This is a genomic window from Algoriphagus ornithinivorans, assembly GCF_900115305.1.
In the GTDB taxonomy this organism is placed as follows: domain Bacteria; phylum Bacteroidota; class Bacteroidia; order Cytophagales; family Cyclobacteriaceae; genus Algoriphagus; species Algoriphagus ornithinivorans.
In genome coordinates this window covers 30,118-53,243 of the sequence record NZ_FOVW01000009.1, presented here as the reverse complement: position 1 = coordinate 53,243, position 23,126 = coordinate 30,118, and the positions used below count along the sequence as shown (strand labels likewise).

Here is a 23,126-nt window from a genome sequence, read left to right as displayed (position 1 = left end):
GAAAACAATTTTAAAATTACTGGCGTAGAAGTCCTTATCTAAATAAACCAGTAATGAAAAAAATATTGTTATCAGCCGCTTTAGTAGCGGCCTTCTGCTTGAACTTAAAAGCTCAAGAGGTCTCTAGCCAGGCATCATTTTCTGAGTTCAAAATTATAACTGTCGTGGAATCAATAGTTCCCATGGGTCTTGGGCGTTCCAGAATTATTGACAGTCAGACACAGGTAGATGCATCCCTGTTTACCACAGAAAGAACAGATGGCAAAACCAGTAAACAAAAAGAAATAGACCGGGCAGATATCAAAGTAAATGAGCTGGAGGAAACCAAATTATTAAACTTCTTCAGTGCTACCGGTATTAATTTTCAAAATATCGCTTCCAACGATGCGGTAATCGCTTCAAAAATCAACAGCATGCTTGCTCAGGGATGGAAACTCACTTATGTGACTTCAGGAGTGGAAAGCAATGCTGGAGCTGAGGATGGTCAAGGGATTTTTATTACCCGACTCTTCTTTTCCAGATAGCAAAAATAAACCCCGATCCTATTTAGAATCGGGGTTTCATTTATCCAGAGGATTTTTACTCCTCAGCTTTTTCTTTCTTTTTAACCGTGATAGTCAATTCAGAACCCTCACCGTCATAATCGGCGGTGATGATATCTCCTTCTGACAAATCACCTTTCAGGATTTCTTCAGCCACAGCATCTTCCAGATATTTCTGAATAGCTCTGTTTAATGGTCTTGCACCATATTGCTGATCATATCCTTTATCGGACAAGAATTCTTTGGCCTTCTCAGTCAATTCAATTTTGTATCCTAGATCAGTGATTCTGTGGAAGAGTTTGCCTAAAGAGATGTCGATAATTTTGAATATATGCTCTTTGTTCAAAGAGTTGAATACTACCACATCATCTAATCTATTCAGGAATTCTGGACTGAAGGCCTTTTTCAAAGCAGACTGAATGGTAGATTTCATAATCTCGTCCATGTTGTCTTGCTTCGCCTTGTTGGCAAAACCAATTCCGGCTCCAAAATCCTTCAGATCTCTGACACCAATATTGGATGTCATAATGATGATGGTATTTCTGAAGTCAACTCTTCTTCCTAATCCATCGGTCAGGATACCGTCATCCAATACTTGTAATAAGATATTGAATACATCTGGGTGAGCTTTTTCAATCTCATCCAAAAGGACTACTGAATAAGGCTTTCTTCTGACTTTCTCAGTCAATTGTCCACCTTCTTCATATCCAACGTATCCTGGAGGTGCCCCTACCAATCTGGATACGGAGAACTTCTCCATATACTCAGACATATCAATTCGAATTAATGAATCTTCTTTATCAAACAGGTAGGTTGCCAGCATCTTAGCCAACTCTGTTTTACCCACACCGGTTGGACCTAGGAAAATAAAGGACCCGATTGGCTTTTTAGGATCTTTCAGACCAACTCTAGTTCTCTGAATAGCTTTCGTAAGCTTCTTGATGGCTTCATCCTGCCCGATAACTTTTCCGGCAAGCTCGTCATTCATATTGAGCAATTTCGCTCCTTCATTCTGAGCAATTCGCTTTGCAGGAATTCCGGTCATCATGGCAATTACCTCAGCCACATTGTCCTCGTCTACAGTAAATCTTTTGGACTTACTTTCTTCTTCCCATCTTACTTTAGCGACTTCAAGTTGCTCAAGAAGTTTCTTCTCTTTATCTCTCAATTGAGCGGCTTCCTCATACTTCTGAGATTTCACCACTCTATTTTTCTCATTTTTGATATCTTCTACCTCAGCCTCGAGCTTTAGAATATCTTCCGGCACATGAATGTTGTTGATGTGCACTCTTGCTCCAGCTTCATCTAGAATATCAATCGCCTTATCAGGTAAGAATCTATCAGAGATGTACCGGTCAGATAATTTGACGCATGCCTCAATAGCCTCCTCTGTGTAGTTGACATTATGATGATCTTCATACTTGTCTTTGATATTATGAAGAATCTGCACAGTCTCTTCCGGTGAGGTAGCGTCTACCATGACCATCTGGAATCTTCTCGCCAAAGCACCATCTTTTTCGATGTATTGACGATATTCATCCAAAGTCGTAGCTCCTATACATTGAATTTCTCCTCTGGCTAATGCCGGCTTGAACATATTGGAAGCATCCAAAGAGCCTGATGCTCCTCCTGCCCCAACGATAGTATGAAGCTCATCGATAAACAAGATCACATTTGGAGACTTTTCAAGCTCGTTCATGACGGCTTTCATTCTCTCCTCAAACTGACCTCTATACTTCGTACCTGCCACTAAAGAGGCCAAATCCAAAGTCACGACCCGCTTGTTGAATAAGACACGAGATACTTTTTTCTGTACAATTCTCAAGGCAAGGCCCTCTGCGATGGCAGTTTTACCTACCCCTGGTTCACCTATAAGGATTGGGTTGTTTTTCTTTCTTCTGGAAAGAATTTGTGCAACACGCTCTATTTCTTTTTCCCGTCCTATAATTGGGTCTAGCTTATCATCTTCCGCCATTTTAGTCAAATCACGGCCAAAATTATCTAAAACTGGTGTACGGGATTTTTCCGCACCGGCTTTAGAAGAGCCTGATCCACCGCCTGGAGAACCGAACAATTTAGAACCATCATCATCTGAATCTTCTGCTTCAGCTTTTGATCTCGGACTCATTCCCGGATCAGACTGCATTTCCAGCATTTCTTTGACAGCTTCGTAATTGATGTCAAACTTGTTCAAAATCTGTGTGGCAATATTTTCTTCATCCCTCAAAATGGAAAGCAACAAATGCTCTGTACCAATTAATTGGCTCTTAAAGATTTTTGCTTCCAAATAAGTTATTTTCAATACCTTCTCTGACTGTCTGGTCAGAGGTATATTGGCCATGTTCTTCACATTGTGATTTGCTGTACCTTTGACGGCACGTTCGATCGCCGACCGAAGTTCGTCCAATGGTACGCCCAATTTTTTAAGAATGGAAACAGCTACACCTTCCCCCTCACGAATCATCCCTAACAAGAGGTGCTCCGTACCAATATAATCATGTCCCAGGCGAAGAGCTTCTTCGCGACTGAGAGAGATCACCTCTTTGACTCTGTTCGAAAATTTTGCTTCCATTTAATTCCTTTCTGATTGTTTAATAATCCTGTACGTATGTTACCGAATTTGTTTTAAAAACACAATCCTTTTGAGGATTGTTCATTGTTTTTTTGCAGACTTTAAGAGGAAATTTTTTGCTGTGGGTCCCTCGCAAAGGAGCAAATCCAGTACGGAGAGGTTAGGCTCAAAGTCTAAGCCAAAAAGTTGGGTGTAAGGCTCTGCCTGATAATAATTTCTGTTCGAAAAGTGCTCTGAGGGCTTTATTTGACCTCTTATGTCCCAAGCATCTGGCACTTCCTCAGCTTTTTCAAGCACCTGCACTTTGACAGATAGCTGCAAAAGTTTAAGACAGATTGTCAGGAATTTGTAATTTAAATCCCATAAAGAGGGGATTTCCTGCTCGTAAATACTTTCGATGTATGGAAAAAAAAATTCAAAAAAAGGTGCCTTGCCGTAGGCACTTTGGATTCCCCGAAGGTGAGCAGCCAGCCATTTTTGATTGTAATCAATCTGAATTTCTCCCAATGGAAGCCTAGGTCGTCTACCCACAATCGGGATAGAAAGTGTCTCTACTTTATTACTGAGAAGAATTTGAGTTCTGTTGAAGTATGATTTTCTCTGATAGGTATCAAAGGGAGAAATGTAAAGTGTCTCGCATTGTGAAATAGCTGAAAAAAACTCCAGATTGGGCAAATAAAAAAGGTCAGCAATAATTTGGCGCATGATTTTTTTAGGATGAGAAAGCGAAATTGAAGTCTTTTTCCGATTTAAAAAAAGGAAAGATTTCTAAAATAAGTCCTCAACATTTCCCAGACCTTCCCTGATTACTTCCACTTCATCTCCGGTACAGTTCAAAATAGTGGAAGCCACATTTTGTCCGTAGCCACCGTCAATAACCACATCTACCAAGTGCTGATATTTCTCGAAAATCAATTCAGGATCCGTGCTATATTCAACAACCTCATCTTCGTCGTGAATGGATGTAGTAAGAATAGGCTGCCCCAATTCCTGAACCAAGGTTCTGGGAATATTATGATTGGGAACACGAATACCCACCGTTTTTTTATTGGAATGCAGGATTTTCGGAACTGTTGAATTTGCCTCCAAGATAAAGGTGAAAGGACCCGGAAATGCCTTTTTCATCATTTTGAAAACCGGCTTGGTAATCACTCGAGTGTATTGAGCAATATCGCTCAAATCAGCGCAAATGAATGAGAAGTTATGCTTTTTCGGGTTGATCCCTTTGATCTTAGCAATGCGTTCAATTGCCCTTTGATTGGTAATATCACAGCCCATACCATAGACTGTATCCGTAGGGTAGATTACTACTCCTCCATCTCTTAGGATATCCACTATTTCCTTAACCTTTTTAGGTTCGGGATTCTCTTCGTACAGACGTATAAATTCAGCAGGCATACTTAAAATTAATAGTTCTTTTGAATGGATTCCCACTTTCTACTCAGTTCCTGCACAATGGGAATATCAGCTTGTGCCCAATTTACTTCAAAAAGTTCACTTAGTCCCAGCCAGCGGAATGCAGCATGCTCTGAAAGTATCAATTCGCCTGCTTTGTAAGAAGCCAAAAATGGGATCAATTGTATGGTTTTCCCCGGTTGGTAGGAATGCTCGGAGAAATCCCATCTATCCCATAAATCAATTTTTATGTTCAGTTCTTCTTTGATTTCTCTATGCAGGCAGTCCTCAGGACTTTCCCCTGATTCCACTTTTCCGCCAGGAAACTCCCAAAGTCCTGGTAGATTCATGGATTCAGATCGCTGTGTAGCCAACACCTTGCCTTCAAATAAAATTATTGCACAGGTAACGGGGATGATCATCAGGAGTTCTCTTTCCTATTCAGTTGATCAATAAAGTTATCACTAAACCCTACTTGAACAAATTCAATTTTCCCGTTTTCATCTATAATATAAAAGGTAGGATAACCGGAGACTTTATAGGATTTGCCCAATTCACTAGCTCCCACTAGGACAGGAAAAGGAATAGAATTAGATCGAAGGTATTTTTCCATCAGTTCTTTGCTATCAACCGGATTGATGTATAATGGAACCAAATTTGAGTCAAAGGCAAAGTCTTCGTCTTTGAATTTGTTGATTGCAATTTTACACCATCCGCAATTTATCATAGAGAAGTCCAATAGCACCCTTTTTCCTTCGAGCTCCGATAATCTGACAGGATTACCCTCCATATCAATCAATTCAAAATCAGGAGCCTTTTCCCCTACCTCCAAAGGCAGTTGAGGTTCAGATTCCTGCTCCGTCTTACTTACATAAGTGCTCGGAATTTCTAAGGTCAACTCTTCATTTCCTTCAGAAGATTTATAATCAGAAAAGTAAATCTCTATCAATTGATTCCTTTTCCCATGATGATACAAACGTCTGCTATACCATACTGGAATAGAATTAGAGGGATTGATAAAAAGGTGATTTTCAAGCAATACTTTTGTTTTATCAATCGTGGTATCCATTTCGATCTGTAAGTAATCAAAATAGATTTTATTGTCAACAATGGTATCTTTTACAAAGGACCAACCTTCTTTTTTCATCAAGCCTAATGGAGAAAAAGAAAGAAAGCTATTATTGTGTAGTGTATTGATAAAGTTGAGAGAATCTTGCTCAATGGAGGTAATTTTCACAGTTTTCTTTTCATGATCAATAGACTGCAGCACTCCTCCCAAATACGCGAAAGTATAATTATCTCTCTTTCCTATATAGGCATAGTCAAAATATTCATCCTTTATTTTTCTAGCCTCAAAACTTCTGAAAGTAGTATCAAATTCATGGAAATTGGGGTTTTCCCAAACCATTTTGGATTGAAAAGATAATCCTTGAGGATTGAAAATTTGAGTTTTTGATTCTTCCCAGATCTGATCGGGAGTTTTTGGAGTTTCGCAGGAAAAAACTGCAACCAAGGCAAACAAAAGGAAATACAAACGCTTAATCATGGTATAAAAAGATGTTTTAACAAGATAGTTAGGAATTTCAAATTCTATAAGCATTAACCATGTTTTGTTCGATAGAAAAAATAGACCCATTGAAAGTTTCTACTTAGCGTTTTAAAGCTATTTCCTATTTTTGCCCATATGATCGCCGACAAAAAGAAAAAATTACTGCTCATTCTGATCATCACTTTCTCCGTATTGGGAATTTCGATGACCTTCTATTTCTATCAGGTATTCTTCAGTCCCAATACTTTTTCAGAGCCTGATCAACCCATTGCTCTAAGAATCCCCAGCAATGCCAATTATAAGTATGTGGCTAATAAGCTCTATGATGATCAAATTATCAATGATGCGGTTAGCTTCGCATTTGTGGCCAAGGTTCTTGGCTATCAGGAACTAGTCAAGCCGGGACTCTACACGATCAAACCTAGAATGACGAATCTGGAATTGGTGAGACTGTTGAGGTCAGGAAGACAAACTCCGGTTCGAATTACTTTTAATAATGTGCGAACCAAAGAGGATTTGGCGGAAAAAATTTCCGACAATTTGGAATTGGAAGAAGAGCAGTTTCTAGCCTTACTCCAAGACTCTGTTTACATCAGAAAATTCGATTTTAACGAGGAAACAATCATGAGCATGTTTATCCCCAATACTTATGAAGTTTGGTGGAATACATCTCCGGAAGCCCTTTTCGATAGAATGTATAAGGAGTATAATGATTTCTGGACGGATGAAAGAAAAAAGAAAGCAGCAGAATTGGGTTTGAATCCGAAGGAAGTTTCAACCTTAGCAAGTATTGTTCAGGCAGAAAGTCAGAAAAAGGATGAAAGAGCAAAAATTGCCGGCGTTTATCTCAATCGCTTGAAGTTGAATATGCCTTTGCAGGCTGATCCAACGCTGGTTTTTGCCTTGGGAGACTTCTCTCTCAAGAGAATTCTCAATATCCACAAAGAAACTGAAAGCCCTTACAACACCTATAAATATGCAGGTCTTCCTCCTGGACCTATCAATCTTCCAGACATCAATTCTTTGGATGCTGTCCTGAATTATGAAGACCATGATTATTTATACTTCTGTGCGAAGGAGGATTTCTCAGGCTATCATGCTTTTGCAAAAACTTTATCAGAGCATAATGCGAATGCCAGACGATATCAGGCCGCATTGAATGCAGCAAAAATATTTTAAGATGTATCAAGCCGAAACACAAATCCGGGTAAGATATGCCGAAACAGATCAAATGAGCTATGTATACTATGGCAATTATGCCATGTACTTTGAGGTAGCACGAGTGGAAGCTATGAGAAGTGTGGGTTTCTCTTACAGACAAATGGAGGAAGAGGGAATTATGATGCCGGTTTTAGAAAGCCATTTTCGCTATCTAAAGCCGGGTAAATACGATGAGCTTTTGACCATCAAAACCCAGATCCCTCATCTCCCGGGAGTGAAAATAAGATTTGAGTATCAGGTTTTTAATGAGGCCGATGAGCTGATCACAGAGGGCTGGACTACCTTGGCTTTTTTAAAAAAAGTAAGTCATCAACCCACTAGACCTCCTCAAAATTTATTAGCTTTATTGAAACCCTATTTTTAGAATTCCTTATCTGTGGTTAAAAAAAGGATAAAAAAAGCACGTAAAAGATTCGATGATTGGCTGTTAAGCTTAAAAAATGTCCATCTAGGAGATCCGTATAAAAATGTCTACGACCTAGGAAATATTTTTATCCAGCAGCTTCAAAAAGATGATATCAATGAAAGAGCAGGTTCAATGGCTTTCAGCTTTACGATTGCTTTGTTCCCAACCATGCTTTTTTTATTAAATCTTGTTCCTTATTTGCAGGATTTTGTCCCCTATGTGACTACAGAAAATATATTACTTTTTGTGCAGGAGAGTTTACCCGGGGAAATATACAGTCAGTTGGAAACCACGATTATGGATATTGTATCCAAACCCCGACAAAGCTTATTATCTATCGGTTTCTTTTTCGCACTATTTGCCAGTACTCAGGGGGTGATGTCTATGATGATGTCTTTCAACTCTGTGTACCAAACCAAAGAGAGCAGAGGTTTTTTCAAAAGCCGGGTAATTGCCATCAGTATAGTGGTTGCTTTAGTCTTGGCGATTTTCGCCGCCAGCACAATTATGATTTTGGGCTCAATTGTTATCACAAGAATTGAGGAAATGCAGTTATTCAATTCTGACTTCTTGATTTTCTTATTCAATAGCTTAAAGTTTTTGGTTCTATTGGCTGTTTTTTACTTCACGACGGCCTTTGTATTCAGATATGCTCCAGCTATAAATGATAAGTGGCATTTCTTTTCAGTAGGCGCTAACATTGCAGGCCTCTTGATTACTTTAGCTTTTTATGGATTCACTTTTTACTTGAATAATTTTGCCAGCTACAACAAGCTTTATGGTTCTATCGGAACATTGATTGGTTTGATGCTGTGGCTATATATTACTTCTCTGATTATCCTCATTAGCTTCGAAATTAATGTGACGCTTGACTTGATAGAAGAAGACAAAAAGAGAATAGAAGATAAACTTCTTCGGGAAGCTGGACCGGAGAATATTGATTAGACTAATTAGAAGGGGTAATTGAGTAATTGATGAATAGCGTATTTGTTTAGATTTCCCTCCTTCAGAAAGCGGGCAATGTTCATCGTTAACACTGAACAAAAGGCATGGCATAAGGATTAAGGTCCTTCTACCCATCGTAAATCGTACTTCGAAAACCCCAATTCACCCAATCTACTTTTCCTCCAAGAGCTTGGAGCGTAGTTCCTAAATCATTTGACCTATTTCACCCAGAACCTGACGGAATAGCCCAAAGCGCTGGAAATCAAAGAAGATAACTTCGGGAATAGAAAATCAATAAACCCGATTATCATGAAAAAAATCTACCTGATTGGGTTGAGCCTTTTAATTCTTTGTTCCATAACATCAATACAAAGTAATGCTCAATCCTGTGGACAGACGTCCAAATATCTGGTTTGGACCGGCGAGGAAAACAATGATTTCTTCAACGAAGCAAACTGGAGGGAAGTAAATCAAAGACCCTCTGCACCAACTCCTCCCGGCCAGACAGAAGGAAAAGATTCCGGGAGTGCAAAGCCTTTTTGTTTACCTGGTGCCAATAAATCTCCTCATCAGATTTGTCAAGGAGAGCTGGATCTGAACAAGGATAAAAATCCAAAAGCAGGAACCTTGGAACCTGGAAAACCTATTGCTTATAATCTCCTGATTTCGGATGCAGCTCTTTTAATTCCTCAAAACATCAGCTTTGTCTGCAAAGAGATAGGGATTACACTTTTCAATTCCCAACTGGAAGTAAATGCTACCCTTGGAAAAAGCATTATCAGTTTGGACAAAGAATCAACCTTATTCATCAAAGAAGGAGGAAATGTGGGAACGCAAACCCTATTCAACTTCTTGGATTTGCAATCTTGGATAATTCTGGAAAACATAGAACCAAATAAGTTTTTGAGCGATATGACTTCTCAGATTTGGGTGAATCATGGCCCAGCTCATATGAATTCGAACTACCGCATCAATCAATTCTATCAGAAAGGCACCTTGATCAGGCCTTTTTCTGAAAGCTATCCTGCCCTGACCATTTATTCCGGATCCAATCAAACTGGAAACCATGCAGACATTTATGAGAAACAAATTTATTCAGGAGCAGGAATTCCAAATGGCATGAATGATCGGACTGCTTCATTTGTGTTAAAAAGAGGGTATATGGCCACTTTTTCGGTTGCAAATAATGGAACTAGTAAAAGTAAAGTTTATGTAGCCTCCACAGATGATCTAGTTATTGATGAACTGCCTGAAGCATTACAAAATAATGTCAGTTTCATTCGGGTGTTGCCTTGGAACTGGGTGGTAAAAAAAGGAACCGGTGGCTTTACACCGGAAGTTAATGCGGGCTGGTTTTACCAATGGAATAACACCAATACCAGCAAACCTAATTATGAATATGTACCAATGGCATGGGGAGCGGGGGCTACGAATCCTGCAGGACTACAGAGAGTGATCGAAAAAGATCAAGTCAACCATTTATTAGGATTCAATGAATCTGACAATTGCAATGATCAATCCGGTCAGTTTAACAATTTATGTAAGCCTGAAGTGGCAGTAGGGTACTACGAAAACCTTATGAAAACCGGAATGCGCTTGGGTACTCCGGCACCAAGGGAAAACGGACCTACTACTTGGCTATTGGAATTTGCAGAACTTGCAAAAGCCAGAGATGTACGCTTCGATTTTGTGGCCGTACACTGGTATGATTGGGGAAGTAATCCTGCCAATACTCCGAATGCTGATCCTCAGGCAATTTTTAATCGCTTTAAAAACTATCTCGAAAACGTCTATAGAATTTACGGACTTCCAATTTGGATCACCGAGTTTAATGCAAATCCCAACAGAACCAATTCCATACAAGCGGAATTTCTAAAATTGGCACTACCCTATCTGGAATCTTTGGATTACGTAGAACGATATGCCTATTTCGAGCCAATGGCCAGATATGCATCTAATCCAGTGGAGTCCGCTGATCTAACCGATGAAAATGGAAACCTGACTAATATTGGGGAGATCTATTTCTCACATCCTTCTACTCCTTCGATTCCTGAAGCAACTTGGGAATCCGATGGTAATCTTCAGGGATTGAATGAGCCTTTTACCCCAATTAATCCTGAGATCTTGAGTTTTGAAGCGGAATGCGCACTTTATTTAGGAAATAAATGGGAGGTAAAAGAGGATGTAAACGCTTCCAATGGCAAATTCATCCAAGGAAATAATTCCCTTGAAGGAGAATCTCCGCTTGCAAATCAATTCCATTATGAATTAGATTTAGAACAGGCCAAAACCTATAAAATCTGGATAAAAGCAGCCACCAATGGAGGAACTGGAATCGCAGTAAAAATCAATGATGGAGAATTCGAAACTATTGGAGGTTTGAATTCGAGTGAGTACTCTTGGATTCAATTACCTAGATTCTATTCCTTTAATACAGGAAAGCATAGAATCAGTTTCCAGTTTACTAATCAAGCATTAAAACTAGATCAGATAGCGCTTATCACCACTAGTGATGAGGTCGATTTAGAGCCCAACCCAGAAGAGTCTTGCCAAGTCGACCCGAATCCTTGGGGTTTGAAAAGCACGGATGTAATTTACTATTTAGAGGCTGAATCAGGAGTATTTGGAAACGCTTGGAATGTTGAAAACAATGCTGATGCTGTATCAGGAGAGTATTTGGAATCAAAAGCCACAAAGTCCTCTTTAACCTCTCCACCTGATACAAATGGTCAGGTAGTGTTCAATTTTGATGTAGAAGAACAGGATCATTATCGAATCTGGGCTAAGATTCAGTCTTTGAACACAGATGAAAATTCTATTTGGATCAAAGTCGATGATGACCGCTTCCGTAAATGGGATCATTTGGAAAATGATGCCTTTGAATGGTACTGGAAGCCTTTCCATTTTTCAGAAGGAGGAGAGGATAAAACACTTCCATTCTTCCTTACAGCGGGCACTCATTCAATTACAATAGCTTATTCTACTCAGAAATTTAAAATAGATCGACTGGCAATTGCTTCTGAAGGCAAAAACCCTTCTGAAGAAGATCCTGATGTTGTCCGTTCATTTGTTGTGATGGATTACGAAGCTGAGAATGCGGAGTTAGTGGGAAATGCCATTATAGTAAGTTGCGCTCAGTCCTCTAATGGTCAGCAAGTAAACTTCAGAGCAGGCTTTGATTCAGGAATCAAATTCAATCAAGTCATTGCTCCAGCAAATGGTGAATATGTTTTGACTGTTCACTACATGAGTGCAGTTGACAGAAGGTTCAGAATCTTCATCAATGGTGAAGTTCTGGGGTATAAGCAAGTTACTAGATCCGGAGAATGGTGTTTCAATAATGGAATCCCTAGTTCTTATGAGCTAAATGTAAACCTGAAAAAAGGAGTCAATACCGTAGAGATTTACAGAACTGAAACTGATGCTCCATTCATTGACAAAATCAGCTTTAAGCGAAAACCAATTTCCTTGGAAGCTGAAGAAGCTAGACTTGAAGGCTCTCCAGCAATTCCTACCTGTCCTACTGCCTCCAATGGGGCATTGGTAAACATGGGTTTCTCCTATAGTAGAGCAATAATATTTGAAAATATAGAAGTGGGAACTGCCGGAACTTACATTTTGGATCTGGACTACATCTCAGCAGTTAATCGATCTGCAAGGGTGATTATCAATGGAGAAACCAAATTTGTAAGCTTTGCGAGCTCTGGAGCCTGGTGTGGAGCTGGCGGAAGCCCTGCTACAAAATCTATAGAGATCGAATTGAAAGCAGGTTCTAACCAAATCGAATTACGACCACAAACCAATGATGCTCCACTATTCGACAAGATTACTATTTCTGAGAAACCTTCTGATGATGAAACAGAGGGTGCAAGAATGCTGAATTCAGAGCCTGAGTTGGATATACCTACAACGGGCCTACTTAACCCTTCAGATTTTAAAGTTTATCCAAATCCTGTAAAAAGCTTTGAGCCTGTTTCCATACAGCTGCCCAATCTTCAGGAAGAGGGTACGTTCAACTTGAGCATTTCCGACATGTACGGAAGGATTTGGGTTTCTGAAAATAGGATTGAAGCAAATGGTCAGGGGATTCAGTTGCAGGGAAATCTCAAACCAGGTCTATACCTGATTTCCATTCAATATGGGCATCAATTAATTCAACATAGATTACTAGTACAGTAGCGTTTATTTAGGGTTTTTATTAGAAAATGCGGATCAGGTTGGTCCGCATTTTTTTTTCAAATTTGGCTAAAGCCGGGAATAGCTATAATTGTAAAACTTTATCCACCAGCTGAAGCAGGTGGAAATTTTTTAGCATTGAACTGAATATAGCTTCATTAAAAATAGAAAAGCCACTCCAAACCCTTAAAAAAATTGAGATTAATACCAGCCGGGCTTTAGCCCAGATTATTCCAGTTTGGCTAAAGCCAAAAAGGGCTCAATTCACCAGTTTTCCTCCAGCTAAAGCAGGAGGAAATTTGAATTGAATTTAACGCTATAATCAGCATCTATAGCTGATGTAAATTCTAGGTTTCACTTGATCGAATTCACAGTCCTAAAAAAATAGGAACGGCGCTTTAGCCCGTTCCAAAAATTGAGATTAATACCGGCCGGGCATTAGCCCAATTTCTTCGAGTTTGGCTAAAGCCAATAAGGGCTTAATTCACCGGTTTTTCTTCTGCTTAAGGAGGAGAAAATTTGGGTGGCTTCGAAGCAAAAGCCAGCCACTGTAGCTGGTAGGAATTTTTTAGCACTGATTTGTATGTCAAATCCTTAAAAAATAGGAACGGCACTTAATGCTATTCAATCAATGAGTGTCAAGAACAGTTGAGCGTAAGCAAATAAAAAAGCCCGGTTCCCCAGGCTATTTATTGATTGGTGATCAATTACTTTAACTCTAATTGTTGGATTTGATTATTCGAACCCCTGATTTCCTCATACTTTCGAATCATTTCCTGCAGCTTTTCAGGATTGCTGGATGCCAAATTGTTTTGCTGTTCAAGATCCTCCTTGAGATTATACAATTGATAATCACTCGAGTTTCCCAATTCAATATTGACCTGATTTTGAACTGCCGGTCCTGGATATGGTGGTATCATAATCCAATCTCCTTGTCTTAAAGCTGTTTTGGTCGTAGCCTCCAATACAAAAGCATCTCTTTCTTTTTCGCTTTTCCCAAGGAATGTATCTAATAAATTCTGGCTATCCGGGGCGCTTTGCTCACTTCCAACCAAAGCGGAAAGTGATGCCAACAAATCAATCTGAGTAACCAGAGCATCAGAAACTCCCGGCTGGATTTTCCCTTTCCAATAAGTTACAAAAGGAACTCTTGTCCCAGCCTCGAATAAAGAATATTTCCCCCCTCTCAAAGGTCCTGCTGGAGTATGGTCGCCTAATTTCTCAACAGCGTCATCGTAATATCCATCGTTGAGTACAGGCCCATTATCACTCGTGAAAACAATTAAGGTGTTTTCCAAAATTCCAGCTTCCTCCAAAGTCTTGATGAATTCTCCAATCACCCAGTCCGCTTCCAGAATCACATCTCCTCTAGGCCCCATGCCTGATTTTCCTTCAAACCTGGGATGAGGGGTCCTTGGCACGTGTGGCTGCTGCAATCCATAATACAAGAAAAATGGACTGTCTGACTGAGCTTTTTCTAAAACATATTCTTGAGCCTTAGCCAAAAAATGATCAGCCATATCCACATCACTCCATTTGGCACTTGTACCACCTTTCATAAACCCAATTCTAGGCACTCCATTAACGATGCTGTTATTGTGACCATGATGCCATTTCATAGTCAAGAGTTCTGGATGGGAGATTGCAGTGGGTTCTCCTTCAAAGTTCTGATCATAATCGACCTGAATAGGATCATTAGGATCCAAATTAACCACTTGTCCATTTTCTATATAGACTGTGGGTACTCGATCTTGGGTAGCGGCCATGATGTGGGAAAAATCAAACCCCACCTCATTAGGACCCGGCTTAATTTGCTGATTCCAATCCACGTTTCCTCGACCTAGACCTAAATGCCATTTACCGATTACCGCTGTATGATATCCTTGATTTTGTAAAATTTTAGGCAGTGTCAATTGAGCCGTATCTATCAAAAGAGGAGCTGTTCCAGGAAGAATTTTCGCATCCTGATTTCTCCAAGGATAGGTACCTGTCAAAATCGCATATCGGCTTGGGGTACAAGTAGCAGAAGAGGCATATCCATTAGTAAATCTTACTCCCCCATTGGCTAATTTATCCATATTCGGGGTTTGAAGCTTCCCCGCTTTATAAGCACTTACATCTCCATATCCCAAATCATCCATGTAAATAAAGACGATGTTGGGTTTTTTAGATGGAGCTTCTTCATCCACCTCTTTATCTTGACATGCGAGGAAAAAAACCATTCCCAACAGGATTGCTATAAAGCTTTGAGACCTATTCTTCATAAAATTCATTTTGGGTATTCGATATAATTGAAGCTTAAATTCTTTTTAATCATTTTTCTTTTCAGCCATTTGAGGAAAAACCTGAATGGCGCCAATTCCAGGATTTTCCATTATCGGATTGCCTAATATGTCCTTACTCAATTGAAGCCCGTCAATCAATCCAAACTCATCTCCTGTAAGGAATGGCACTTTTACCCCACTCTGAACCACAGCAGCATTTTGAGGAATGTAGTCTTCTACATTTAATCCCCCCGGCACTCTAAATTGAGCATCTCCAACAATTCCATCTTCTGATTGAATCAGCGCATTTTCAGGCCAAAGACCATTTTTGACAAATAGATTATTCTTGAAAAAAACGTCTTCCAACTCCCTATTCGACTCATCATCAGGCTTGTATTGATCTCCCGCCACCAGCTCTGTCTTTCCAGGAATATGAAAAATATTATTGGCAATTAGCACCCCTTTGGAACGATTGTCAATCGCAATTTTTGCAACTATTTCCTCACTGACATAAATCGTATTATTATAAAAATAAGAATTAACTGGTCCCTTTCTCTCCTTATCACCTCCTTGATAGCCACTCAACCAGAATATTTTACCCTCTTGAAAAGCCCCATTTTGCCCTTTAACCCTATGGCCGTCATTTACAGAAATATTGTAGCGATAAGCACAATTGTAATTATTCCCCAAGATCTCAGCAAAACCTCCGGCATTGTAGGCTGAGAAGTTGTACTGCATCACAATGTTGTCACAGTTGAAATCAATGTGCGCACCAGCAGAATCTCCCGGGCCATTAGCGTACATAAATTTATTTTTCTCGATCAATACCATGGAGGAACTCCAAGTCCATAAACCGCTTCCTCTTCCCCATTTTCTCCCATCATCATTGCTCCCGGAATACATTACTTCATTATCTGCTACGTAAACAAATTTTACTCCGGACATCTGAATTCCAGGTCCACCCGTTTTATGTACTGTGTTCCCTTTTATCGTAATTCTGCGGATATTTTGATCAGTATTCCCCGTTAATTTGATACCAGTATGACTGAGGTCTGAGATATGAGAATTTAAAATCTCAATATCCTCTATCATCTCAGAATCTGATTGATTCATTACCCGAATTCCCCAACCATATTTTTGAGTTCCATTGGCTGACTTGACTTCTTCAGCACTTCTCTGAATACCTTTTTCTTCGAAAAAAACTCTGGAAATTATCAAGCTATCTAAAGTTACCCCTTTCACTCCTCTTTTTTGATTGGCAAGGATCAGTACTCCTACCCGCATTTGACCCTCGGGAGACATCTTTCCATAACCTTCAGCCGTTATTTCCAAATTCTGAACCCTGATAAAAGAGGAATTTTCTATTAATACACCGTTCAAATATCCCTTTGCATCAATCTTTGCTGGTTTGGAAGGAGAATTATTCTGTTCGCTATAACTACTAATCACCAAGGGCTCATTTTTTTCTCCCTTAAACCCTATGATTTCCAAGCTTCCGTTGAAAGTTTGTCCTTCGGCCAACAAAATCCTATCCCCGGCCTGAAGATTCAGAGATTTCACTCTATCAAGGCTTTGAAAGGCCTGATTCTTACTAAGCCCGGAATTAGCATCATTTCCCAATTTTGGATGGAAATAATAATCTGTTGCCAAAGCTGCATTCCCAGCAAAAAATAGGAACAAGAGGCCCAGAATGGACTTTATTCTATTTTGTAAATTCATTGTTAATAGTTTAAAAGTGTTCGTTTTCTTTAGTTTTCAATTTTCCTATTCGGTGTATATCTATCGGGATGCAAGCGGCTATACTCCTCATCTTCCAAAAGACCCAAGAAAATAGGATCCATCAATTGCTTTTTCCATGCTTCTAATTTTTCCGATAGCTTTTTAGCCAAAGCCTCTTGTATTGAAAATTGATTTTTGGATTCAGACAAATCTTTGGAAAGATCAAACAGGAAGTTTTGATTGGGCTGTATAATCATCTTAGAGTCACCGGAACGAATGGCAAAGCGATTGGCATTGTAGTTTCTCCAATACAGTTCCTCATGTGGATTCCCTTTCTTATTCCCCGTCAAATAAGGAATCAAGTCAACTCCATCTAGCTCATTTTTAGGCTTAACATTTGCTAAAGAAGCCGCCGTTGCGAAGATGTCCAATGAGATGATAGGCGAATCATATCTTTTACCTGAGGGAACCTGCCCTTTCCACTGCAAGGCAAAAGGAACCCTGATTCCACCTTCAAAGAAATCACCTTTAAAACCTCTAAGAGGCTTGTTATTTGATCCATTGTCTTTGGTAGGCCCGCCATTATCTGAAAGGAAAAATACCAGCGTGTTCTCTTCTATATTGAGAGTTTTTAGCAAATCCAATAAGGCACCTACTCCATCATCCACAGCACTAACCATGGCCGCATAGGTTCTCCTTTTTTCATCTTTTATTTCAGGAAACCTGCTTAAATACTTTTCAGTAGCTTGCATGGGCGCATGAGGCGCATTGTATGCTAAATACAAGAAGAAGGGTTGATCAGAATTATTATTGACAAAATTCAAAGCTTCTCTTGAAAGCGCATCTGTCAGGTATTCTTGCTCATTGACTCTTTCATCATTCTTTAAAAGCTTGGTTTTATATCCATCCCATTGATCTCTGGCTTCTGAGAGGTCATTGAGCACCCACTTTTCAGGAAAATATTGATGCCCTCCTGAAAGAAACCCGTAGAATTCATCGAATCCTCTTTTATTAGGAACTAAGCTTGGATGTGCTCCCAAATGCCATTTTCCAATAGCGCCAGTTCTATATCCTGCTTTTTTCAACAAATCCGCCATGGTTTCCTCCGACAATGGTAAGCCCATGGTGCTATCCTTGGGAGCCAAAAGAGGATTTCTGGCAAAGCCAAATCTATCTTGATACCTACCTGTGATTAAGCCTGCTCTGCTTGGACCACATACGGCGAATGATACATAACCAGAACTGAAAACCACGCCATTGCTGGCAATCCTATCAATTCCTGGTGTAGGTATATCCTCGCTACCATTAAATCCTACATCTGCATATCCTTGATCATCCGTCAAAATGACTATGATATTTGGTCTATCTTCAGGTGATCTACTCTGAGACCAGCAGATCAAAGAAAAGAGCATTAGGCTTACTAAGAGCTGTAATTTTTTCATGTATATGGATGAACAAGTAAACACCCCCACCCAGTATCGGGTGAGAGTGATTGACCAATCTATCTATGAATTGATTATTACTTTTTAATTCCAAACTGGATTTTGAACCAAATTTGGATTGGCATCTATCTCAGATTGCGGGATTGCAAAAACTTCAGAAAGTCTACCTCGGTACTGCGGGTTATATGGACCCACTGGATCAGCTTTGGCGCGAGCATAAGCCGCCTCCACTTCACCCAATCTCTTCACATCCATAAATCTTAATCCTTCAAATGCCAATTCTACTCTTCTTTCCAATCGGACCAAATTCAATAATTCAGATTGACTAAGACTAGTACCATTTACATCCGTTACGGTAGGCATTCCGGCACGGGTTCTGATTTGATCCAGTAGAGGATATACTTCACTCAACTGACCTGATTCTGCCAAAGCTTCGGCACGCATTAGGAGCACATCAGCGTAGCGAATTACATAAAAATCCTGACCTCCCGGACTAAATGGTGCAATGCCATCTGCAGATTGATCATCTCTTACATACTTTTTTAATCCAAACTTGGTGGCTGTATTCCCTCTAAAAGGTCTATCCAAGTATTTCACGAAAATATCCCCCTCAAAATAGATGGAAGCACCCAATCTAGGATCTCTATTTTCCTTACGTTTTTGAGGATTATAAAGAGGAGAAGATGAAATAGGTAAGCCATCTATGCACAAATAGGAATTAACCAAATTTGGCATGGGCTGCACATTTACCTTAGGAATACCCAGGAAGGTTGAGGAGAAAGTTTCCCCATTATTCGACTGATCCTGAATAAATCTCACTGAGAAGATAATTTCCTTTGACTGCTCGCCTGCCTCTGTAAACAATTGCTCATAGCTCGGATGCAATTGGTATCCCAAGGACATAATTTCAGAAGTTAGTCTGATTACCTCCCCATAATTTTGATTATACAATTCAAAACGGGCTAACAGAGAAAGTGCTGCACCTTTGGTAGCATAGCCGAACTGAGAGGGAGGATAGGACACAGGCAATGCATCAGCTGCTGCTCTTAATTCTGAAATAACAAATGCTCTCAGTTCTTCATAACTATTTTTAGGAACATATGCTTCTTCCAAGGTCTGAGTCGAAGTAATCAGTGGAGCATCTTCAAAATAAACAGCTAAGTTGAAATAGAACAGCGCTCGTAAAAATTTTGCCTGAGCTACCAATGCATCTCTTGAAGAAGCACTAATATTACTATCCGGAATTCGAGCAATGTTTTCAATAGCCACATTTGCTCTGGCTATACCTCTATAAAGAGAAGTCCAAAAGGAAAGAAAGAATCCATAAGCAGGATCAGCTCTACCTTCTACGAAATTTCCCGGCCCCTCAAACTTGTAATTATTGAATGTATTATCAGCGAAGCTGTCATGTTGTGGAATTCCTGCCACTCCATTTAAATTTCCACTATACATCACTCTATCTTGGAGGACTTCATACACTCCATTGATGCCTAGCAAGGCATCTTTTTCATTTTGCCAGAAATTACCTTCTGCCAACTGGGTCAAGGAACCTCTTTCGAGATAATCCTCAGAACAAGAGGCCAAGAAAAGGATACTGATTAGATATATGAGTTTTTTCATCTCGATTAAAATTTAAAGTTGACACCTGCGGAAACGACTTTGTAAAGCGGGGTGGTTTGATCTGTGTTACCACCTCTTTGTCTTTCCGGATCAAAGTTTTTGACTTTGGTGAAAGTCAACAAGTTCTGACCACTCACGAAGATTCTGGCTTTTTGTAAAAGCGCAATTTTCGAAAAATCAGCAGGTAAAGTATAACCCAATTCTATATTTCGAAGTCTCAAATAAGACATATCCTGCACGTAGAAAGAGGAAGTAACGGCATTATTCACCCCTCCTAATCTTGGAAGAGTTTCGGAAGGATTTTCAGGTGTCCATCTGTCTATCCAATAGGCTAATGCATTGTTTCTGTCTCCCTCCATTGGGGTTTGACCATTGCCGTCCAAATATCTATCGATTCTTCCTACTCCTTGAAATACTAAGTTCAGGTCAAAACCAGACATTTGAAATCCGGCATTGAAACCATAGATCCATTTCGGGAATGGATTTCCAATGATAGTTCTGTCAAATGCATTGACAACGCCATCTGGCTCTCCATCAGGTCCGGAAATATCAGCGTATTTCAAGTCCCCCGGTCTTGTCAGGTTACTGCCAAATTGCTGTGGTGCATTATCAACCTCCTCTTGTGTTTGGAAAACTCCAAGCACTTGATATCCAAAGTAAGAATTGAAAGGAGCTCCGATTCGAATAATCGTATTACCACTGATGGTTTCCTCTCCTCCAGGACCTAAATCAGTCACCTTATTATCTGCCATCTTCGTGACGTTGGCAGAGATATTCATTTTCAATTTCCCAATTGTCTCTCTATAATTTATTCCTAATTCAATTCCGCTGTTTTCCATGCCTGCTGCATTTTGAGCAGCCAAATTGGTTACTCCAATAGTATTTGGAATTGGAAAATTGGTATAGAGAATATCAGAGCTTATTCTTTTAAAATAATCTGCCGTCACATTCAATTTATTGGCAAAAAGAGCTGCATCCACACCTATATCAAATTGTTCGATGGTCTCCCAGGTAATAAATGGGTTGGCCAATGAAGTTAAAGCAACCGCTGGCACAATGCCATCTACACCCAAATGATAATCTAATCCAGTGTTGTAGGTTTGCTCATAGATGTAATTCCCAATCCGGTCATTACCACTAATTCCCCAGCTGGCTCTCAATTTCAAATCAGCCAAAACTTCAGATCCTGCCAAGAAACCTTCTCTTCCAATATTCCATCCTGCAGATACAGAAGGGAATGTTCCATATCTATTCGTTGGACCAAATTTGGAAGAACCATCTCTTCTCACATTAGCTTCAAAAAGATACTTTTCATTGTAATTGTAATTCACTCTTCCAAAAAATGACTGCCAAGCTTCTTCAGATGCTCCTCCACTTACTGAAGGGTTGATTACACCTCCACCATTGAATTCCTGAATTGCGTCAGATGGGAAGCCCTGTAGCGAACCGGAGAACCCATCCGCTTTATCATAGATCACAGAATGACCCAGCATAAAATCGAAATTATGGACTTCATTCAGACTGGTTGAATAGCGGAAAATATTCTCATTCAATAACCTGTAATTAAAATTCAGATTATTATTCAGATCGTTCAGATCATTTTGAAGTACTACTTCTCCTTCCCAATCTCTTAAAATATTGGTAGGGCGGAAATTCGAAATATTGGCAAAATTGATGATTGCACTACCACTGGTTTCAAAAGTTAGCTTTTTACTAATCTTTGCTTTTAAACCAATTCGCTCACTGATGTTGATATTATCATTACTAAAGTCCCCAAAGTTACCGGTTAACAAAACATTATTAATTGGGTAAGAAAAGTTTACATTTTGATATGCTCCATCAACTACACCCAGTTCTCCATTAGAATATCTTACCGGTACTGTTGGGGAAGATCGCTGAAACTGATTGATGATACCTGTTTCCCCAGTAATCGCACCTGCACCGCCACTTGGCCCTACAAATCTGGACCAATAAGCATTGGTTACATTGGTTAAGGTTAACCAGTCATTGGCATTTACAGAGAGGTTAATTCCCAGATTATATCTATCTGATTTAAACTTTCCTCTTACTACTGCTTCCTGGTTCAAATAGCCTAGAGAGACTCTGAATGAAGTTCTATCAGTTCCTCCTGTAAAAGAGAGGTAATGATTTTGAATTGGTGCATCCCGAAGAGCCACATCAGCCCAGTTGGTGTTAGCAAACTGATCAGGATTTGTTCCATTTCTGATAGCTTGAATATCAGCTTCAGAAAATCTCATCGGAGAGTTTTGACCATTCACATTTCGGTCTCTCTCATTTTTTAATAATGCATAGTTTACAGCATCCAAATATTCAGGAACAACTGTAACTTGCTGAACTCCAAAGTAATTATTGTAATCCACAGAGAATTTACCCTTGGATCCTTTTTTGGTGGTCACAACTAGTACTCCATTAGCTCCTCTTGCACCATAAATTGCGGAAGCGGAAGCATCCTTAAGCACTGAAATACTTTCAATATCAGATGGAGCTAGATTATTAAATTCCGCTAGTCCTTCGTATTGGATGTTGTCAATCACAACCAAAGGATTGGTTCCACCGAAAGTTCCAATCCCACGAATGATAATTGCAGATCCATCTGCACCAGGAAGTCCTGTGGACTGAGTTAACTGAACTCCTGCAAATTTACCGTACATCAACTGTGCAGAGTTGGTTACAGGCTGGTTCACTGCCTCATCAAACCTCACTGTTTCTACAGAGCCGGTTAAGTTGAGTTTTTTCTGTTCACCATAGCCAACAACAACCACTTCTTCCAAGAGGGATTCTGATTCAGCTAACGCTAAATTGATTACTGACTGGTTTCCAACTTGAATTTCTTGAGTATTGAATCCTATCAGACTAAAAACTAAAACTGATTCTGATGAAGGCACATTGATGGAAAACTTCCCATCCAAATCCGTGACAGTTCCCTGATTGGTTCCTTTAACTAAGACAACAACTCCTGGGATAGGAGAATTATCGGATACTGAGATTACTGTACCAGACACTGATTTGGCACTCTGTCTGGCTATCGTTGCTGAGAAGCTTATGAGAAAAAGCCCCAGCACCAGCAGGCAATTCCTTAAAATAAGCCCTATTCCAGATCTCTTATTCTTTGAGAGATCATCTGTAGAATTTCTATCCATGAAAGGAAAATTTTGGGTTATTACTAATTAAAACTTATCCAAATTTTGATTTTCATCTCCATATATAAGGGGTATGAATCATTCAAGTCAGTGGACAAATCATTCAATCATTAA

15 protein-coding genes are annotated in these 23,126 nt (G+C 39.7%); 5 read left to right on the top strand and 10 right to left on the bottom strand.

The window, feature by feature from the left end:
* Positions 1-53 precede the first annotated feature (53 nt).
* Complete coding sequence (locus BM073_RS14390; protein ID WP_175557926.1) at positions 54-524, top strand: hypothetical protein; 471 nt, start codon at positions 54-56, stop codon at positions 522-524.
* 55 nt (positions 525-579) lie between these two features.
* Here BM073_RS14390 and BM073_RS14385 read toward each other — a convergent pair whose 3' ends face one another.
* The 5 genes from BM073_RS14385 to BM073_RS14365 form a co-directional block, all read right to left on the bottom strand.
* Positions 580-3,114 (bottom strand): ATP-dependent Clp protease ATP-binding subunit, encoded by a 2,535-nt coding sequence (locus BM073_RS14385; RefSeq protein WP_091655030.1) that lies wholly within the window; start codon positions 3,112-3,114, stop codon positions 580-582.
* Between the two features lie 81 nt (positions 3,115-3,195).
* Positions 3,196-3,819, bottom strand: a complete 624-nt coding sequence (locus BM073_RS14380; RefSeq protein ID WP_091655029.1) for a WbqC family protein — start codon at positions 3,817-3,819, stop codon at positions 3,196-3,198.
* A gap of 63 nt (positions 3,820-3,882) precedes the next feature.
* A complete protein-coding gene (locus BM073_RS14375) occupies positions 3,883-4,512 on the bottom strand; it encodes an L-threonylcarbamoyladenylate synthase (RefSeq protein ID WP_091655028.1) in 630 nt (209 codons plus the stop codon).
* Between the two features lie 8 nt (positions 4,513-4,520).
* The gene (locus BM073_RS14370; RefSeq protein ID WP_175557925.1) at positions 4,521-4,931 is read right to left on the bottom strand and encodes a (deoxy)nucleoside triphosphate pyrophosphohydrolase; all 411 of its coding nucleotides are present in this window, start codon (positions 4,929-4,931) and stop codon (positions 4,521-4,523) included.
* Entirely contained in the window at positions 4,931-6,109 is a 1,179-nt protein-coding gene (locus tag BM073_RS14365) for a peroxiredoxin family protein (RefSeq protein WP_175557924.1), read from the bottom strand. The genes BM073_RS14370 and BM073_RS14365 overlap by 1 nt, the downstream gene beginning before the upstream one ends.
* An 84-nt stretch (positions 6,110-6,193) precedes the next feature.
* Between BM073_RS14365 and mltG the strand changes: the two genes are divergently transcribed.
* The 4 genes from mltG to BM073_RS14345 all read left to right on the top strand — a co-directional run bounded on the left by mltG (position 6,194) and on the right by BM073_RS14345 (position 12,809).
* Entirely contained in the window at positions 6,194-7,237 is a 1,044-nt protein-coding gene (gene mltG, locus BM073_RS14360; protein WP_091655026.1) for an endolytic transglycosylase MltG, read from the top strand.
* A 1-nt stretch (position 7,238) separates the two neighbouring features.
* Positions 7,239-7,643, top strand: coding sequence for an acyl-CoA thioesterase (locus BM073_RS14355; protein WP_091655025.1), 405 nt, complete (start codon positions 7,239-7,241; stop codon positions 7,641-7,643).
* Between the two features lie 12 nt (positions 7,644-7,655).
* Positions 7,656-8,630 (top strand): YihY/virulence factor BrkB family protein, encoded by a 975-nt coding sequence (locus BM073_RS14350; protein ID WP_091655024.1) that lies wholly within the window; start codon positions 7,656-7,658, stop codon positions 8,628-8,630.
* 309 nt (positions 8,631-8,939) lie between these two features.
* The gene (locus BM073_RS14345; RefSeq protein WP_091655023.1) at positions 8,940-12,809 is read left to right on the top strand and encodes a glycosyl hydrolase; all 3,870 of its coding nucleotides are present in this window, start codon (positions 8,940-8,942) and stop codon (positions 12,807-12,809) included.
* A 704-nt stretch (positions 12,810-13,513) separates the two neighbouring features.
* Here the strand turns inward: BM073_RS14345 and BM073_RS14340 are convergent.
* The 5 genes from BM073_RS14340 to BM073_RS14320 form a co-directional block, all read right to left on the bottom strand.
* Positions 13,514-15,070, bottom strand: coding sequence for a sulfatase family protein (locus BM073_RS14340; protein WP_217643117.1), 1,557 nt, complete (start codon positions 15,068-15,070; stop codon positions 13,514-13,516).
* A gap of 45 nt (positions 15,071-15,115) precedes the next feature.
* Positions 15,116-16,789 (bottom strand): right-handed parallel beta-helix repeat-containing protein, encoded by a 1,674-nt coding sequence (locus BM073_RS14335; protein ID WP_091655021.1) that lies wholly within the window; start codon positions 16,787-16,789, stop codon positions 15,116-15,118.
* Positions 16,790-16,818: 29 nt separating this feature from the next.
* Positions 16,819-18,231 carry a sulfatase-like hydrolase/transferase gene (locus BM073_RS14330; RefSeq protein ID WP_091655020.1) on the bottom strand — a complete coding sequence of 471 codons (1,413 nt, stop codon included), beginning with the start codon at positions 18,229-18,231 and terminating at the stop codon, positions 16,819-16,821.
* An 84-nt stretch (positions 18,232-18,315) separates the two neighbouring features.
* Complete coding sequence (locus BM073_RS14325) at positions 18,316-19,851, bottom strand: RagB/SusD family nutrient uptake outer membrane protein (protein WP_091655019.1); 1,536 nt, start codon at positions 19,849-19,851, stop codon at positions 18,316-18,318.
* Positions 19,852-19,856: 5 nt separating this feature from the next.
* Positions 19,857-23,012, bottom strand: a complete 3,156-nt coding sequence (locus BM073_RS14320) for a SusC/RagA family TonB-linked outer membrane protein (RefSeq protein ID WP_091655018.1) — start codon at positions 23,010-23,012, stop codon at positions 19,857-19,859.
* Between the last annotated feature and the right edge of the window lie 114 nt (positions 23,013-23,126).

What these genes read in the sequence shown, in the direction of transcription:
- BM073_RS14390 (WP_175557926.1), top strand. Translation starts at nt 54, where the DNA reads ATGAAAAAAATATTGTTATCAGCCGCTTTAGTAGCGGCCTTCTGCTTG.
- BM073_RS14385 (WP_091655030.1), bottom strand. Translation starts at nt 3,114, where the DNA reads ATGGAAGCAAAATTTTCGAACAGAGTCAAAGAGGTGATCTCTCTCAGT.
- BM073_RS14380 (WP_091655029.1), bottom strand. Translation starts at nt 3,819, where the DNA reads ATGCGCCAAATTATTGCTGACCTTTTTTATTTGCCCAATCTGGAGTTT.
- BM073_RS14375 (WP_091655028.1), bottom strand. Translation starts at nt 4,512, where the DNA reads ATGCCTGCTGAATTTATACGTCTGTACGAAGAGAATCCCGAACCTAAA.
- BM073_RS14370 (WP_175557925.1), bottom strand. Translation starts at nt 4,931, where the DNA reads ATGATCATCCCCGTTACCTGTGCAATAATTTTATTTGAAGGCAAGGTG.
- BM073_RS14365 (WP_175557924.1), bottom strand. Translation starts at nt 6,109, where the DNA reads ATGCTTATAGAATTTGAAATTCCTAACTATCTTGTTAAAACATCTTTT.
- mltG (WP_091655026.1), top strand. Translation starts at nt 6,194, where the DNA reads ATGATCGCCGACAAAAAGAAAAAATTACTGCTCATTCTGATCATCACT.
- BM073_RS14355 (WP_091655025.1), top strand. Translation starts at nt 7,239, where the DNA reads ATGTATCAAGCCGAAACACAAATCCGGGTAAGATATGCCGAAACAGAT.
- BM073_RS14345 (WP_091655023.1), top strand. Translation starts at nt 8,940, where the DNA reads ATGAAAAAAATCTACCTGATTGGGTTGAGCCTTTTAATTCTTTGTTCC.
- BM073_RS14340 (WP_217643117.1), bottom strand. Translation starts at nt 15,070, where the DNA reads ATGAAGAATAGGTCTCAAAGCTTTATAGCAATCCTGTTGGGAATGGTT.
- BM073_RS14335 (WP_091655021.1), bottom strand. Translation starts at nt 16,789, where the DNA reads ATGAATTTACAAAATAGAATAAAGTCCATTCTGGGCCTCTTGTTCCTA.
- BM073_RS14330 (WP_091655020.1), bottom strand. Translation starts at nt 18,231, where the DNA reads ATGAAAAAATTACAGCTCTTAGTAAGCCTAATGCTCTTTTCTTTGATC.
- BM073_RS14325 (WP_091655019.1), bottom strand. Translation starts at nt 19,851, where the DNA reads ATGAAAAAACTCATATATCTAATCAGTATCCTTTTCTTGGCCTCTTGT.
- BM073_RS14320 (WP_091655018.1), bottom strand. Translation starts at nt 23,012, where the DNA reads ATGGATAGAAATTCTACAGATGATCTCTCAAAGAATAAGAGATCTGGA.